The sequence below is a fragment of the Bdellovibrionales bacterium genome (assembly GCA_016716765.1).
In the GTDB taxonomy this organism is placed as follows: Bacteria; Bdellovibrionota; Bdellovibrionia; order Bdellovibrionales; family UBA1609; genus JADJVA01.
The window spans coordinates 1,110,469-1,127,250 of record JADJVA010000020.1; the positions used below are offsets into that span (position 1 = coordinate 1,110,469).

Sequence of the window (16,782 nt, forward strand, 5' to 3'; positions counted from 1 at the left end):
TTGTTTAGCTTTATTTTTTTACCTTGCTTCTATAAATTGAGATACCGCATTCCGAATTTTCATTAAACACTCTAAAGTCAGCCTCTTAAAGAGCCGATAGCAAAGTATGGTCATTCAATGGTTTTTGAATAATGACGAAGACATTTCTGGCCCTTTTTCGACAGAGGATATCCAAAAACAGATTGAGAGCGGTCTCCCAAAGGACTGCTTCATTTGGGGCAAAGCACAAAAGGACTGGATTACTGTCCATCAATGGAGTGTGTCTTTGCCGACCCTGCTGCATGCTTCCGATAAAAAATTGACCTCACTAAAATGGCACATGGCCCGGGAAGGTAAATCTGAGGGGCCATACACGCGCGAAGATTTGTTGCATGTGTTGAGCAACCTAAGCTCTCTTGAGGGAGTTCTGCTATGGAACAAGGAAATGACAGGTTGGGTATCGGTTTTTGATTTACATGATCTAATGGAAGAAATCGGTGTCGACCGCCGACACACCCCTCGAGCAAAAATCCGCGGAACAGTAAAGGTAACAAGTGGGGATATGTCATCAATTGGTCAGATTCAGACCATTAGCGAAGGTGGGCTTGGAATTATTGGGCTTAAAAATGGATTTCCCGGACAAGAATTACAGGTGGAAATAAGGGCCGCCGTACTGGGCGGGCCTATCCGAGCGAAAGCCGAAATCAAATATGTCACGAAATCCGGATTTACGGGACTCCATTTTACTCAAATCTCAATGGAAGCAAAGTCCACTCTCATTGATTACATTCGACATACGACCCATCCATCTTACGGAAAAGCGGCCTGAGCTTGTCGGCCATTGTCCTTCTCTGACTCTGCGCCCATGCAAGCATCCCTTCAGTTAAACCATCAACTTCCTTTGGGAGTGTCGGGCAGTTTTATCACAGCAAAATTGATTTCGGCGATTCCGGCCTCAGTTACCGTATACATGATTTTCTTCACCGTAAGAAAATCAACTTTTTTATCAGCTTGAATTGTGATTTTTTTGTACTGAGGAATTTCATTGACCTCAGGATTATCTCCAGACTTTGCTCCTTCAATGGCTCTTCGAACTTTATTGCCCAAATTCGATTCTGCTATTCGCCCCTCCTCAATCAGCTTTATGACTTGGCTCTTGAGACTTTCTACCTCCCAATCATTTTGTTCTTTCACCGTCCGAAACTCAGCAATAAACTCACTGTTGAGCATGATCTTATCGGGGGCAATAACAACGACATTTGAAGGCTTCAACTCTTTAACTGTGTGAGCCTCAGGTAATTTTACTTCCTTTGGAAGCGCAATAACCTCCCCTGTACTTGCATAATTCTGAAGGAGGAAAACCGTCAATACCGTGAACATATCGACCATCGCAGTCAGTGACAACACAGCCACCGCATTTCGCTTGACTGGCTTCTTTTGCCGCCCAGTTCGATTGCGATGTCCCGGGACGTGAATGGGCATTATTTAACTCCTCCCGTTGCGACCGATATTTCGGGAAACCCCGAGGTCAAGAGCGCATCCATACCTTTTATAAGGTATCCGTATTCAAGGTCGTCAGACATACTGATAATTGCATCGACCTTTTCTGGATAGAGATCCTTAACCATTTTCAATTCAGCCACCAATCTCAAGTCGTCATATTCTCCGCTAACTTTTGGCACCGAGACGTTCTTTTGTCCGACAACAACAAGATACCCCTCTTCCTTGACATCTAACCGAAAAGGAATTTCCGCTCGAGGGGGAGGCTTTGCGGATTCAATATCTTCTGATTTTTTACCGTACAGGGAACTCCCTATTTGAATCATAGAAACTTGGGACCAAACAGCTGTGATCAGGAGAAAAATAATGCACACACTCATCAAATCAATAAAGGGAACCAAGTTGATATCAACCGCTACCTTTCTATCATCTCCACCAGCATCATCTATATGGCCCATACAGTTCCACTTCCTCAGATTAGGTGTTAGTACTTAATCTTGTCTCGATTCGATACAATTAAGTTCATCAGATTCATGCTGCTCTCAAGCATATCATTGATTGCACGTCCTATTTTAATCTGAAAAAATCCAAATGAAACAATTGCCACGATCGCGACCAGAAGGCCGAAAGCCGTGCAGTTAAGAGCCTCAGAAATTCCCAGAGAAAGTCGGGCCGCCTTGGTTGCGGCATCTGCTTCTGCAACTCCTGAAAATGATCGAATCAAACCAACAATCGTTCCAAAAAGCCCAATCAGAACAGAGACGTTGCCAAACACCGCAAGAAAAGAGGTCCATCCTTCAAGTCGCGGAGTCTCTCGGAGAACCGCTGCATCCATGGCTACCTGCACTTCTTCATCTGGGCGCTTATTCATGACCTGCACCAAACCCGATTTCAGGGTATTTGTGAGAGGTGTTGGACGACTATCACAAAAGGCAATCGCCTGCTTGATATCTCCTCGCAACAACATACTAAACAAGTTCTCATTGAGGCTGATTTTGTCCAGAGTCAGCTTTGAAAGGCTCATCGTCCTTTCCAGAATGAGAAAAACTGTTAATATCCCGACAAGCAGGATTAAATACATCACGGTCCCGCCCTCGCAAAAGGCGCGCCCGATAAAATTCCCGTATTCAGCACAATGGCTGACGACCGCCGCTGGTTGATTCAATTTTCATCCCTCCCCTTTTATTGTGAAGTAAAAACAAACGGATACGTCACCCGACCCACTTGATCAGGCGGCGGCTCCGGAAATCTCCAAGTTTTCAAACGTTGAACCAAACAATCAACAACTGACTTGTCTCCCAAGCTTGTGCTGACCACGACCACATTAGACACTCTGCCTCGTTCCTCAATATCCCATTGAACAACAAGTTTCCCATAAAGGTCGGGACTCCGAGCAAGAGCCATTTCATAACAATTCCGAATGACTCGTTTTTCTGCCAAGATCACTCGACGGATAGCTTCTCTGTCAATCGATCCTACAAACTCCGCATCCTGCCCTCCGACCTGCACCTCTACCCGACTCTTCTTTCCAATACCGCCCGAACCGTAACCAAAAGCGCCACTTGTTTTTCCTGTCGTCCCTACACCGGCTATCCCAACTGTCGCACTTCCTTTGCCACCCACTCCCGTACTTTTGAGTTTTGATCCGATATTGTCGCCAGCGCGATCTTCGGCCTGCCCAGCAAAGCCTGTTGCTGAGTCCGCAAGACCACTCAATTCACCTGCCCCTGAATAGGCTTTGTCCAACTTTGTTTGGGTTCCTCTTGAGCCAAAAGCACCCAACAATCCCACTTTTGAAACATCGACTTTTTCGCTCGAAGGGCTCGCTCCCGACTTCCCGGTATTTATGGCTCCCCCTTCACGATTTGAAGTCAGATTCTTCTTGTTCGTCTTATTAGGATTTGGTTTTGCCTGTGCTGGCGTGCCCGCATTTTCTTTAGACTCAGATTTAGGACTTGGTTTTGCCGCAGGAGCTGGCACGGCAACAGCCTTAGGCGTTGGAGCGGGGACGGTTGCAGTGTTCTTTTGTTCAACAATCTTCACAATTTTCTTCTCAGGAATCGGCTCCACCTTCGCTTCCACCACTTCCTTAGGCTCTGGTCGAGGTGGATTAAAAATGACAAGAGCCTTGCGCATGGGTTCTTCAAGCAAGGACTCATCGTTTAATTTTTTTGGAGCGTACACCATCATGTACAATCCAAAAGTCAGAGCAACAACAGCAGCTAAAATAACTCCTGTCACTTCCGAGGCCGTCAAATCCAGGAGAGGAGCTACAAGGGGTTTGGGGGCCTCAGGAACATAGCGCACATATAAATTAATTAGATCCCCGTAAATCCCTACTCTGGCCATCTCACCTTGTTTGAGGCCAATTTCGTATCCGACTGTATTTCGAACCAAACGGTTTTGTCTGATCAATTCAGAGAAGCTCTTGGTTCCTTCTTCTGATATCAATTCACCGGACATTTCTCCGGAGACACAAACCGTCGCAAGCGAATCAATACGCACAAGAGAATGGGAGAAATTCGACCCTAAATTTGGCAGAATGATTTGATTCCCGGGATTGGAACCAACTTTCACCATACCCCTTTCAGAGAAATGATAAGTACTCAAAATCCGTTCACGCCATGCAACGATGACTTCAACGACCGTTCCCTTGCCCGGCCTCAGCACCTCATTGAGACTTCCAAATTCGCTCGGCGGCGCGTAGGTTCCATTTTTATGAGAGATAACTGCCTTTGTGTTTTCCTTGGATTCCTTAGGCGGACTCCATCCTTCAGATCTGCCAACAAAAGAAGGAAGAGATTGAGGCATTTTGATTTCTGGAGTGAGGCTTGGCGCCGCTGAGTGAACCGTCTCTTCTCGGATAACTGGACTTGTCACATTTGAAATGAGAGGCGGACTTGCGCTAGCTTCGGAGTTCAATCCCTCCAGAGGGATTCCTGCCTTGACATCCACAGCGCCAGGACCCCTCGTCTCAACACTGGGGGGCGACATGGGCTTTGGAATCCCAATGTAAAAATCGAGCTGATATGGACCCACCAGGAAAGAATCACCAGACTCGATTCGTTCATCCAAAATTTTTCTGCCCTTAAACAAAGTACCTGTTTGGGAACCGAGATCCGAAATGTAAAATCCTGAGTCCCTTTCCTCAATCAAAGTATGCAAGGGGGCAATCGAATCTGCTTTCAATTGAATTTGCGAATTAATGCTCGTTCCCACTACGATCTGAGAATCGGAAAACTGTTTTACAGATTCAAGCTGCGTACCTTTATAGATGCGTATGACTATTGGCAGCTTCAATCTGAACTCCCACCACGAGGCATGTCCTCAGCGGTTCTTCTCATCTCTGGAAGGAAATTCTCGCGAAGCTTAATCAGTCTTTTGAAATTAAATTGCTTCTTTTGAAGAAGGTAAAAAAGCTCTGGCTTTTTTACTTCGCCTTCTATCAATTCATCTTCGAAATTGATAGAAGTTCGGCGTTTCTTGGCATCAGCCGATTCTTCTCCAAGAGTTGAAGCCGAAATAACCAAGAAAGATAAAGTCAAAACTAAAGAGATAAAAACTCTAATGATCCATTCCCCCATGGCTACCTCATTTATTCCCCAGACTTGAGTTTCTTTTCCAATTCCTCAGCCCTGCGAATAGCCTTTGGATCATCTGCGACAAATTTGATCTTACTGATCACTTTCAAAGCATCATCCTTGGCTTTCAATCGCTCAGTTAAAAGTGTAGCATAGTTTAGCAAAACAGTAATATTCCTTGCAGTTCCCCTACCAATTTCTTCATAAATATCGCGTGCCCTATTTGCCTGTCCCTCGAAACTCAAGGCAACCGCTAGGTTATTTGCCACCCCAACGGCCTCTTCCTTTCCCTCTCGCAGACCCGATTTAACCATTTTATAGCCGCTGTCCAACGGGGCCAAGGCCCTGTTGTAGTCCCGGTATTCCAAATATATGGATGCCAAATTTGTTGCACCGATGACATAGCCTTGTCTCATTTCTAGACTCTTCTTAAACGACGAAATTGCCGACCTCTGATCTCCCTCAGTCAAAAACACAATGCCCAAATTATTATGCAAAGCTGGCTCTTTTGGATGAACACTCAAGGCACGTCGTAAAATGATTTTAGCAAGCCCCAGATTGTTCCTTCCAAAATAATGCAATGCAAGCGTATTGAGAGCAACCAGGTGACCAGGGTCTTTCCCCAATATCCTAGAAGTTGCCGCAATAATTTGGGGTTCAAGACCAGCCCGGCGGGCAGCCAGCAATGCCTCAACATCCTCTTTTTCCGTGGTCTCAGGTCTTTCCCTTTTTGCGAGTTTCTCATTAGATACTCCACGGACCTCATTGTTGTCCGCGCCCGTTTCTTCGACAGGATCTGAGCCATCAAGATCATCAAACTGAAAGGCTCCAGCTGGCCAAACACCGAAGCTGGACGAGATCATCAAAAGCAAAAATAAGAAACATTTTCTCACTTAATTCTCCAGGTAGTCTGGAACCTTGGTCAAAATAGCTTCCTCTCCAAAATTAGGAAATTTCTCACTATTCAACCGGTTCGCTTCGACAAATGCGGCTTTCAACCACTCGTTGTAACCTTCTAGCCTGTATCCCTTTTCTATCGCAGCTGTGTAATTACTCAATGCCTCGTCCTGAAAAGGTCTTGCGACCTTGTCAACGCCCATTTTATATTCCTTCAATTGGTCCGGAGAAAGATTGTTTGGAAGCGCAACTGAATAAAGGGCTGCACTCATGTGTTGATTTGCCTGACCAGATAAAGTAAGCGCTGCAACAACCATATATGCATCATCATATTTGATAACCTCCTTTAGTCGCTCCTTCAGCTTGCTGATCAGATCAAGCTTTCTACGTACGGCGTTATCCTGCCCCGAGGGATCGGAGGGAATTTTTATGGACCGCAATTCGTCGTAAACCCTGTAGACGATTTTGAATTGAGCTTCGGCCGCATGCGCGACGCCCACCGGATTTCCATTTTTTGAAAATCCCTTCTGCACTGCGACTGTCCTTTTAAAATAGTCGTCAGAGGCCTTTTTTCTCCCCAACTTTTCTTCAATTACTCCAAGCTGAAAAAGTGCCTCGATAAGCGCTGAGGCATTTGCTGGATTCAGATCGACGTACTGGCTGTAGTAGCTTCGAGCATTCTTCAAATTCCCTCTCTTTTGCCAGATCTTCGCCATAAGAAAAATGACCTCCATACGATCACGACGCTTACTTCGATCAAAATACTTTTGGTAATTATCAAGAGCTGAGTTATAGAAATTCATGCCGTCCCGAATAACTCCAGCATTGTAGAAAAAATCGACAGCATCCTTATCGCCCTTGGCGTTTTCATTTGCATACTTCTCAAAAAATTCAGCGGCCTCTTTGTATTGCCCAGATTTTTCATACAACAAAGCCATAAATTTCAAAGATTTTTGCTTTAAATCCTCGTGCCCCTTGCTCGAACCCTTAAGGACTGATCCGTACATCGCTAAAGCCTTCAATAGGTCGCCCGCTCTTTCGTAGTTTACCGCCGAATTGAATCGCGCGGAAGTTGCCAATTCAGAGCGTCCGTTCTTATTCGAAAAAGACTCAAACTGCTTTGCACTGGAAATAAAATCCTTTCCGGCTTCCATATTTTGAGCACGTTTGAAGGATGATTTTTCCAGAATTGATTGCACCTGAGCGCCTACCGGGGACGCGGCCAACTGAGGTATGCTGAGGATTTCCTGTCCAGCCTTTTCTAACCCCTCATAGTCATTCTTTAGATTGTAGATATCGAGAGTCAAATTTGCCGAATACTCGGCAAATTTAGTACTTGGCGCCGTTTTAATTATATCCTGAAATGACAAGAGGGCGCGATCAAATTGATTGTAATAGTAATAAAGGGCACCAAGCCGATACTTAATCGCGATTGCATCCGAACCTTTTGGAAAATCTTTAAGAAATCTCAAAACCACTTTCTCAAACTTCTTGATCGTGGAATCAAATTCGACTGGTGATGTTGTACCTCCAACAATCTTTTTAACTTCTTCAGAAGTGGGTAATTTCTTTTCCAAAGAAAGAATTGCATTTAAAACTGATTTATCAAAATAGGCGCTGTTAGGAGCATTCTCGGCAACCCATAGATAGTGATCCGATGCGCGCTCATATTCCTCGATATCAAAAAGCAACTCTGCAAAGAAAAAATGCATCTCATCTAATTTAGGAGAATCCTTGAAAACGCGGAAATACAATTCATATCCACTTTTGGCCATGGCTTGAGCATTTGGAGCTCTTGAATTCTGCGCCGTTTGGTGCTGTTGCAAAATGTAGTTCCGCAAAGTTGTCTCTATCAACTGTGTCGCCTTAGCAATGAGCTCACGGTTGCGACCATTTGTTTTTTGCCACGCACTATCTGGCCCATAACCCTGAATCCAGTTATAGAGCTCCTGTTTAAAAATTTTGGCCTCTCCCGTCGCCGCGTACATTGTTACGATTTGATACTGATAATCATAAGCCTTTGGGGAACTTTGATTTGCTTCAATCAGCTCGTGAAAGGTAAAGCGAGCTCCTGTTCTCTGCCCCATATCTGCATAATAATATGCGAGTTTTTCTTGCAGCGAATAAACATTTTTTGGACCTGCAACTTGAGCAAAGTAGTCCTTTGCTGCTTTGTAACTCCCTACTTCAGCATAAAAAATGACGAGATCCTTAAGTGCTTCGGTAGCTAAGCGAATGCGACTAACACCTCCAATTGTTTTTTCCTCTTGGCTCTTTGCCATACGCCCTGCCTTTATGACTCTTTCAAGTGATTGCAAAGCCTCCTTAACTGACCCCGCTTTGTATTGGCACCAAGCCGATTTATAGAGAGCAAATGAGAATAATCGTGCCCTCCTATTGTTTGCCACTTGTTGATAATGAGGCAAGGCCTCGGACCAACGCTCATTTTCAAAGTGAAATTCGCCAATGGCAAAGTTAGACTCGTCGACGAAAGGACTCTTTGGAAATTCCTTTGTCAGTCTTTGATAATAAGACATGCCTTTCTTTTCGTCGTTTAATTCAAAATAATTAAATCCGAGAAAAAAGAGAGCCTGGTCAACTTTCTCATCCTTCGGAAAATCCCGCAAAAACCACTCATATAGCTGAACGGCTTTTCTATTGTACTCCTGCGCCGGACCCAAGTTGAGTTTTTGCTTTGGAGAACCTTCCTTTGATTCTCGAACTTTTCGATCGAACTCCTGATGCAATCGAAATTCAATCAGACGCGATTTTTCCACGTAGAGTTCTGCTAATCTCAGCCACAACTCCCCACGCTTCTTGCTTGATTTAAATTTATTTGTTAGCTTAAAAAGCTGATCTATTCCGTCATCGGTCACTTTTTCAAGAACTGCTTCTTCAGAACCTTCGTCATAATAAAGAGAAGTGGACGACGGAGGCTTGACCGTCTGAAGATTTGTTTGCTTGCGGGATTCAAGCTCCTGAAATTGGGGCAGTTTTGAATCTCCTTTTTTTATAGAGAGATTCTTTCCTTCTATTTTTCTGAGGACATCACCAACCGTTTTCACCTTTTTTGCCTCTGCTGGCGCTCTTTCACTGGGAGCGCCAACAGCAAAATGATGGGAAGTTGATAGGAATGTGGTGAGCACAGCTCCGGTAAGAAGAAATCTTCGCCGCTGATTCCATATCAGGAATTCAATTTTAGTTACAACTTTGTGTTCCAACATAATGATAGTTACCTAACTCATCCAACCAGTACTCACCCCTAAAAGGCCAATACTCGAAACCATTTTGAATGTAATAATCACGCTCAGTATCTTCATCAACTTGGGCTTGTTCTGGAAGGTCCTTTCCCGCCAACTTTTTCTTCAATGATTCCTTTTTCCCATTGATCATTTCGTAACGGATAAAGCCCTCCTGTTCAAAGAGATCGAAAAGGTCTTCTCTGATTGCGTCGAGGTGACCCCTAATTTGAAGACCCGTCCGTTTCCGAGCCTTGATAAGGCGCTTTTGTACGATCCTCTTTGCATAACGTCCCAGTGCAGAATTCTTCCAACCCGGTTCCATTTTTTCAATTAGGGCCTTCTCGGCCAATAGCTTCTTTATGTAAGCGTACGAACGAAGAAAATCACCCTCTTTGAAGATTTTTCGAGCCACAATCAATGGGATTTTATGTTGAGATTCCTTGATCGGATTGTCTCCACTCTCACGCCATTCTTTCAAGCTCGAAACCGTCTCAGAGAAATACTGATCGGGAGCCGAAGTCTTAAGGAAATTGACAACATCCCGATAAACAGGCTTATATATCTGATTAAAGAGATTCAGCACTTTTTCCATTTCATCATATTTACATATGTATAAATACACTATTGACCTGAGCAAAAGCGACTCAGGAAGGTATCGATCTTCATAATAGTCAGAATGTAGGGAATGAAAATTACTGAGAGCAGAGCGAAATCGGCCTGAACGCAACATAGCCCAACTCGACTCGAAAAGAGTATCATGCCAAGCCGGAGTGTCGCGAGGAATCTGACGATAGCCTTCTATTGCCTCATCCCATTTCTTTGCCTGATAGAGAACTCGTGCCTTACCAATAAGTCCAGATACACGGCTGACATCGGTCACTCCATACCGCTCGCGCGCATCCACGAGTTCATCAAAGGCCGAGTAGGCCTCCTTGGACTTCCCGCTTTCTGAAGAGGCCAATCCCTCAAGATATTTGGCTCTTGGGAAAAGTGAACTCGTGTTTGCCACTCGTTTGAAGCTCTCTGCTGCTTCGGCAAATTGTTGGTTGCGAAGTTGAAATTCACCAATTCGATAAAAAAGCATGTCGCGGTGAACGCGAGGAAAATCATCGACCTTAACACGAGAGATTGCGTAGTTAAGAAGTGTGTCGTCTCCCAAGGAATCTGCAGCCAATGACAGCTTCTCCAGAGATTGCCTCAGATACTTGTTATTTCCGTCCTTAATTACGCTGATAAATTGAAAAGCCGCAATTTGTGGCATTTTCATTTGGTACAACATGAGTCCCAGCAAGTATTTTACTTGCATTTTTCGATCGCGAAATCGAGGGTTGTGGCTCAACTGAAACAGCTTGATGCTTGCCTCTTGAAAGCGACCAGCCTTAACCAACTTGAGAGCTTCCACCAATTCTTGGCGATTTTTACTTTCTGCTGTCATAGCGGATCCAGAACGAGAGGAGGGAGAGCGATCAGTTACAGCTTCCTTTTTAACAGCCGCAGCCTCCGAATTGGCTGCGGCATTCAAGGTAAAAGATAGGAAAGCCATCAAACAGCAGAATACCAATCCATTCATCTGTATGTGGCCTCCGGAAAGAAGAAGCTAAGTCCCAAGGCAACATAGACATCATCATGATTTGCCTTCACGCTTTGGAGCGAACCGCCCTTTAGAACTTCACTCTCGGCCTGATAGAAATTCCAATTTATGTCCCAACGGAAGGCCATGCTCTTTGAAAGGGCAAAGGACTGCCCTCCCCCGAGGTGAATGGTCGGAAAACTTCCTCCCTGATCCGTGCTCGTCATACCGGCACCCCCCGAAAAATAGAAATCAAAGGGAACAATCCGCTTATTCATAAACGTCGTTTTGCCGTACATGGGGGTCCATTTGAAATTTACCGCAACAAAATTCTTTGGAGTGACGAGGCTCTCAGTCTTAACACTTCTTTTGGTCCGTAAATTATCTGTAACCGCTCTTTCGGAGGAAGATAAGATGAAATAGAGAAGCTCGACTCCATATCTCTCTTGAAAATAGTAGCCACCGCGAATCGCCGCACCCATATTGAGAAAGAATGGATTGTTTATTGTTCCCAAAACGCTCCCAGACAATTCATAGCGCTTTGTTTTGGGTAAAAATCTTTTTTGGATAATCGCTATATCAGCAAGCGGAGCGAGCGTCGAAAGTTCAGAAAGCGTCGTTGGATCTGGCTTTGCCTTTTCTGTCGCTTTTATTTTTTGTTCTGAGCTTCTCTTCTCTGCCTTTTTCTCAGTTTCTTTATCTTCAAACTTATCATAAAGATCTTCCACTTCGTCGTCAGGTGTATCCGACTCGCCCCCACCTCGCAGATCAGTACCTGAACTCTCGGAATTGGTTGAGAGATTCTGAGAGAATCCTGGTGTGGGATTAAGAGCTATTCCCAAGGTACTCAAGATAATAATGAATGGGATTTTTAACACCGCTGTCCTCACCTAAGATGATCTCATTATTAAACAGTATCAGTAAAATCGTGTTTTTTTGAACTCATCTCCTCTAATTCTGGACGTCCTCTGGGATTCTCAGGACAAACATCTAGAGGAGATAGACGAGGGCAAGGGTCATCAAGGCATGAATGAATGTTGTTTCATCAAACGCCGAACTCGGTTGAACTGAATCCGTTGGCAAAAGTGCCTTTGTTGTGGGATCTGGACCTCTGTAGATAAGAGCACGCAAATCAAGACGAAGCGCCAGATTTGGAGTAAAATAGAATTTCTCTCCTGCTCCAACGTTCAGGGCGACAACGCTCTGGTCATCGAGTCCAATCATTCCTACACCCACCAAACTAAACATCGATAAATTCATAACTAAACTCTTCGAGTAGCTTATTTTTCCGTAATAAGCGGTATACTGGTAGTTGGCCATAAACATATATTTAGGATGAGGAGCTCGACTGGCATCAAAATATGATAAATCTAGTCCTTCTCCCTTCCTCAATTGCTCTCCATAGCTGGAAAGACCACTTTGCCAAAAGGCCGCTGCCAGATTGACCCCATGAATTTCATCAAAATGATAGGAAAGGGAGCCATTAAAATTGAGCGGATTATAGAAAGGATCCATCAAATTAAAGCCAAATCCTCCTCCTAGTTCAATTCTCTTTTCCGTTACAACATTTCGATTCTTCACGTTCGCCAATTTGTCAAAAACGGGCAAAACGGATTCGCTCGCCAGCTCATCCTCAGGAAATTCAATCTTGTCGGCATAACCTGGAGTGGAAAAAACGGCCGTTAGCAAAAGACAAAGTGAGCCCAATACCAAGTTCATGAATTCATCTCGCATAATTAAATACCGAACTCCAAAGACCTGCCTTTCGGCAACTTCATCATAAGGTTATCTTCGGTTTATGGCTACCGTTTCGAAGATCTCAGGGCTTTGGTCTCATGCCATGGGAGTTCAGCGAACCAAAAATGAAAAAGAAGGGCCCAAGATCCTAGCGAACTTTAGCTCGTAATAAATCTTGAAGGTGAATGATCCCTATGGGGGCAGAAGGATTTGTGGCCGTCTTGTCGACGACAAAAAGAATTTGAATTTGAAATTGCTCCATGACAAAAAGCGCCCGTTCCGCCAATTCGTTCACGTCAATGGTCTTGGGATGACGAGACATGAGTGCACTTGCCTTTTCAAGAAGTGGAGATTTACTCTTCTCCAGTCGCCGACGAATATCTCCATCGGTCACAACACCAATCAAAGTCCCATTCTCCTGAACAACTCCTGCCACTCCGCGGACCTCTTTAGCGGTCATTTGGCTGACGACTATGGCCATTTCCTCATCCGGAGAAACCAATGGAAGGGCTTCTCCGACATGCATCACATCTCGAACTCGAGTTAACAACCGGCGACCCAAGGCCCCACCCGGATGAAACTCAGCAAAATCATCCCTGCTAAAGCCTCGACGCTTCAAAACTGCCATCGCCAGCGCATCGCACAAGGCTAAATTTACTGTCGTACTCGCCGTCGGTGCTAGACCAAGCGGACAAGCTTCTTCTGCGACGCCAATATCTAAACAGACTGTTCCTGCTCGTCCGAGAGTGCTTTCTGAATTAGCAGTCATCGCAATAAGTACCAGGTTTTTTCGAGCACAATAAGAAATGATAGGAACCAGCTCGGCCGATTCCCCGCCGTAGCTCATCGCAATAACTAAATCATCCTTTGTAACAATACCTAAGTCTCCGTGAGAGCCTTCGGCTGGGTGAAGATATATTGTCGGCGTACCGGTGGAAGTAAAGGTGGACGCCAATTTACGAGCAATAATTCCCGATTTCCCAATTCCTGTCGAAATAATTCTGCCTTCGCAGGCGAGTACAAGTTCTACCGCTTTTGAGAATTCCCGACCCAGCCTTTCACGCAAATGTAAAATACTTCGAGCTTCTATTTCCAATACTGATCGCGCCTCATCTAAGTCGGCTTGCCGCTCCCGATCCATCAGGAACTTGCCTCTGAAGCTGGGAAAAGACGATCTTTCCATTTTGAACCAGTGACTCCATTCCTTCTGGTCTTGGAAGCCATTTCTGATTTTAAAGATGAAGTTTTTAAGATTGCGGCTTTAACAAAGGAGGTAAACAAGGGATGTGGTTGCAAAGGACGTGATTTAAATTCAGGATGAAACTGAACGCCGATAAACCAAGGGTGCTCATTAATTTCGACTATCTCAACCAAATCCCGCTCTTTACAAACTCCAGAAGAAACCATGCCCTTCTTCTCAAAAAGAGCTCGATATTTGTTATTGAACTCAAAACGATGACGATGTCGTTCATGGACCAATGCCTCACCATAAATTTCACGTACTCGAGTCCCATGAACGAGGTTACAGGGGTAAGATCCCAATCTCATCGTTCCGCCTTTGTCCGAGACCCCGCGCTGCTCCTCCATCATATCAATAACCAAATTGTAGTTTTTCTTTATTGGTATATTAAACTCACGGCTCGTCGCATCCTTTATTCCACAAACATGACGAGCAAACTCAATTGCCGCCAATTGCATTCCGAAACAGATTCCAAAAAAGGGAACTTTATTTTCGCGTGCATACTGAATTGCGGCCATCTTCCCCTCAGCACCCCTCTCCCCAAATCCACCGGGAACCAAAATTCCATCTACTCCAGCAAGAGCATCCTTTGCGTTCTTGGTGTTGAGTCGTTCAGAATCAATATAAACCACATTCACTTTGGTGTGATTGGCAATTCCTCCATGAATGATCGCTTCATGTAATGATTTATAACTCTCCTTCAGATCCACATATTTTCCCACGATCCCAATCTTTGTTTCGTACTTTGGATTCATGAGGGTGGCGACCATTTTGCCCATTCCTGAATAGCTGGCTCACCGACTTCAATGCCTAGACGTTTTGCAACTTTCTCGTCAAAGCCTTCTTTGTGAAGAGTCAGAGGCACTTGATAAATACTCGCAGAATCAGGCGCTGCAATAACATTATCGGGATGAACGGAACAAAAGAGAGCAATCTTGGATTTCAATTCAAGTGGAATGGGTTTTTCAGTGCGACAGATCAGAAAATCCGGCTGAATTCCCACCTCGCGAAGCTCTTTGACTGAGTGCTGAGTTGGTTTGCTTTTTAGCTCGCCTGCAGCAGCAATGTAAGGAACATAGGTCACATGCACAAATATGGAATTCTGAATTCCAACGTCAACTCGCAATTGTCGAATGGCCTCAATAAACGGAAGTCCTTCTATATCACCAATCGTCCCGCCAATTTCAACGATGATGACTTCGGCTCCTTGAGCAGCCTGAAATATCCGAGATTTAATCTCATCAGTGATGTGAGGAATGACCTGGACCGTACCTCCCAGATAATCTCCCCGGCGCTCCTTTGAGATCACGCTTTCGTAAATCTGACCTGCTGTAACTGAATTTGAACGAGTCAAAGAAACTCGCACAAATCGCTCATAGTGCCCTAAATCCAAATCTGTCTCGGCCCCATCTTCGGTAACGTAAACTTCGCCGTGTTGCAAAGGGGACATTGTCCCAGGATCAACATTAATATAGGGGTCACACTTCATCAGGGACACTTTAAGGCCACGGGATTCCAACAAAGTACCTAAACTTGCCGCCGTCAGTCCCTTTCCAATAGAGGAAACGACCCCCCCTGTCACAAATATAAACTTTGGTTCAAAGATCTCAGACGTCGACCTGAGAGGCGACTTCATTTTTTCAGAGAGTTCTTCATCCGAGAAGATCTCTGAGAGTTCCTTTTTAGACTAGATTTTTTTGTTCCTGCCATGTCCTCGCCTTTTTTGGATCATTGCCTCAATCTTCGCCACATCCTCAGGCGTGTCAACACCCCAAGAATCCTCTTCAACCACCACCATACGGATCCGTGCTCCCAAATACAAAGCGCGCAATTGCTCTAAGCCCTCTGCCAATTCAAGATTGGTGGGTCCGTGCTCACAAAAAACCTTTAGAAAGCTCTTACGATAGGCATAAAGCCCTATATGCTTGTAACATACTTGAGGAAGTTGCCTCGCGTCAATTCGTGAATATGGTATCGGAAATCGACTAAAATAAATGGCCTCGTGACCTTGGTTTACAATCACCTTTGCGGCTGACATAGATTCGAGATCTCCCGGCTTTAATGCACGTCCTAAAGTCGCCATTTCAAGGTGAATATCCTCTTCAAAAGGAGCGACCAGGGAATCCAGAAGATCACCTGTGAGGAGCGGCTCGTCTCCTTGTATGTTCACAGCCACTTCACACTCCATATCCTTCAAAGCTGCCCACACACGATCGCTTCCCGATGCTAGATCTGGCTCAGTCATAATGGCACGAACTCCGCAATTCTCTGCCAATTGAAAGATCTCGGAGTGATCTGTTGCAACATATATCTCTGATAGGCATTTCGCTGTTCGGGCCCCCTCGATTACCCATTGCAGCAAGGGTTTCCCGGCAATCGGCACCAATGGCTTTCCAGGAAATCGACTAGATCCGTAACGAGCTGGAATGACTCCGATAATTTTCATTTGAGCGAGCTCCAGTTACGAATCCATCTCTCGAAAATTGCCTCTTCCACTACGGCAATTCCGGTTTTCTTGAGGCTAGACACCATAAATACACTTTCCTTGCCAACAATCTCGGCCACTGGGCCCATCTGCCTCAACTTCTCTTGTCTGGCAAGCTTATCCTCTTTTGTCATAATTACCAGAAGGGGCAAGTCCGCTCCGATTGCATATTCACGAAGTAATTCTTCGTCCTCCGTCCATTTTCGCCTTGCATCCATGATCAAGAGAAGGCCTGTCAAACAGGAGCGCTCCATCATATAAACCTCGACCATTTTTCGCCAACTCTTGATTTCGTTACGGCTCCGCGACGCAAAACCATATCCAGGCATATCAACGTATCTGTAGTTCTCTCCGGCCGAATAAAAATTCAATAAGCGCGTCTTTCCTGGGGAGGCCGAAACTTTTGCAATTTTTTTATTGGCAAGAGCATTGATAAACGAAGACTTCCCCGAATTGGAACGTCCCAGAAGGGCCACCTCAGGCAGGTCAGGCGAGGGATAATCTTTGGGTTGAACACCACTCATCAGAAAATCGATTTTCATGTGGGCCAA

Annotated in this window: 14 protein-coding genes and 1 pseudogene; 1 reads left to right on the forward strand and 14 read right to left on the reverse strand. The window is 44.9% G+C overall.

Annotated features, from left to right (window positions below; translation table 11 throughout):
- Positions 1 to 106: 106 nt before the first annotated feature.
- The gene (locus tag IPL83_13985) at positions 107 to 808 is read left to right on the forward strand and encodes a PilZ domain-containing protein (GenBank protein MBK9040247.1); all 702 of its coding nucleotides are present in this window, start codon (positions 107 to 109) and stop codon (positions 806 to 808) included.
- Between the two features lie 62 nt (positions 809 to 870).
- Here IPL83_13985 and IPL83_13990 read toward each other — a convergent pair whose 3' ends face one another.
- From IPL83_13990 to ysxC, 14 genes and pseudogenes are all read right to left on the reverse strand, one after another.
- Positions 871 to 1,461, reverse strand: coding sequence for a biopolymer transporter ExbD (locus IPL83_13990; GenBank protein MBK9040248.1), 591 nt, complete (start codon positions 1,459 to 1,461; stop codon positions 871 to 873).
- The gene (locus IPL83_13995; GenBank protein ID MBK9040249.1) at positions 1,461 to 1,937 is read right to left on the reverse strand and encodes a biopolymer transporter ExbD; all 477 of its coding nucleotides are present in this window, start codon (positions 1,935 to 1,937) and stop codon (positions 1,461 to 1,463) included. Before IPL83_13995 ends, IPL83_13990 begins: the two co-directional genes overlap by 1 nt.
- A 26-nt stretch (positions 1,938 to 1,963) precedes the next feature.
- Positions 1,964 to 2,560: a MotA/TolQ/ExbB proton channel family protein gene (locus IPL83_14000; protein ID MBK9040250.1), complete on the reverse strand. Its 597-nt coding sequence runs from the start codon at positions 2,558 to 2,560 to the stop codon at positions 1,964 to 1,966.
- Positions 2,561 to 2,661: 101 nt separating this feature from the next.
- Positions 2,662 to 4,779, reverse strand: a complete 2,118-nt coding sequence (locus tag IPL83_14005; protein ID MBK9040251.1) for an AgmX/PglI C-terminal domain-containing protein — start codon at positions 4,777 to 4,779, stop codon at positions 2,662 to 2,664.
- The gene (locus tag IPL83_14010) at positions 4,776 to 5,063 is read right to left on the reverse strand and encodes a hypothetical protein (GenBank protein MBK9040252.1); all 288 of its coding nucleotides are present in this window, start codon (positions 5,061 to 5,063) and stop codon (positions 4,776 to 4,778) included. The genes IPL83_14005 and IPL83_14010 overlap by 4 nt, the downstream gene beginning before the upstream one ends.
- Positions 5,064 to 5,074: 11 nt before the next feature.
- Positions 5,075 to 5,953, reverse strand: coding sequence for a hypothetical protein (locus IPL83_14015; GenBank protein MBK9040253.1), 879 nt, complete (start codon positions 5,951 to 5,953; stop codon positions 5,075 to 5,077).
- A complete protein-coding gene (locus IPL83_14020) occupies positions 5,954 to 9,181 on the reverse strand; it encodes a tetratricopeptide repeat protein (protein ID MBK9040254.1) in 3,228 nt (1,075 codons plus the stop codon).
- Positions 9,156 to 10,769, reverse strand: a complete 1,614-nt coding sequence (locus IPL83_14025; GenBank protein ID MBK9040255.1) for a hypothetical protein — start codon at positions 10,767 to 10,769, stop codon at positions 9,156 to 9,158. Before IPL83_14025 ends, IPL83_14020 begins: the two co-directional genes overlap by 26 nt.
- Positions 10,766 to 11,659 (reverse strand): outer membrane beta-barrel domain-containing protein, encoded by an 894-nt coding sequence (locus tag IPL83_14030; GenBank protein ID MBK9040256.1) that lies wholly within the window; start codon positions 11,657 to 11,659, stop codon positions 10,766 to 10,768. The genes IPL83_14025 and IPL83_14030 overlap by 4 nt, the downstream gene beginning before the upstream one ends.
- A 100-nt stretch (positions 11,660 to 11,759) precedes the next feature.
- Positions 11,760 to 12,488, reverse strand: a complete 729-nt coding sequence (locus IPL83_14035) for an outer membrane beta-barrel domain-containing protein (protein ID MBK9040257.1) — start codon at positions 12,486 to 12,488, stop codon at positions 11,760 to 11,762.
- Between the two features lie 166 nt (positions 12,489 to 12,654).
- Positions 12,655 to 13,647: a KpsF/GutQ family sugar-phosphate isomerase gene (locus tag IPL83_14040; protein MBK9040258.1), complete on the reverse strand. Its 993-nt coding sequence runs from the start codon at positions 13,645 to 13,647 to the stop codon at positions 12,655 to 12,657.
- Positions 13,647 to 15,382, reverse strand: a pseudogene (locus IPL83_14045) (CTP synthase). The gene IPL83_14040 and the pseudogene IPL83_14045 overlap by 1 nt, the downstream one beginning before the upstream one ends.
- A 51-nt stretch (positions 15,383 to 15,433) precedes the next feature.
- Positions 15,434 to 16,192, reverse strand: coding sequence for a 3-deoxy-manno-octulosonate cytidylyltransferase (gene kdsB / locus IPL83_14050; protein ID MBK9040259.1), 759 nt, complete (start codon positions 16,190 to 16,192; stop codon positions 15,434 to 15,436).
- Positions 16,189 to 16,773 (reverse strand): ribosome biogenesis GTP-binding protein YsxC, encoded by a 585-nt coding sequence (gene ysxC / locus IPL83_14055; protein MBK9040260.1) that lies wholly within the window; start codon positions 16,771 to 16,773, stop codon positions 16,189 to 16,191. Before ysxC ends, kdsB begins: the two co-directional genes overlap by 4 nt.
- Between the last annotated feature and the right edge of the window lie 9 nt (positions 16,774 to 16,782).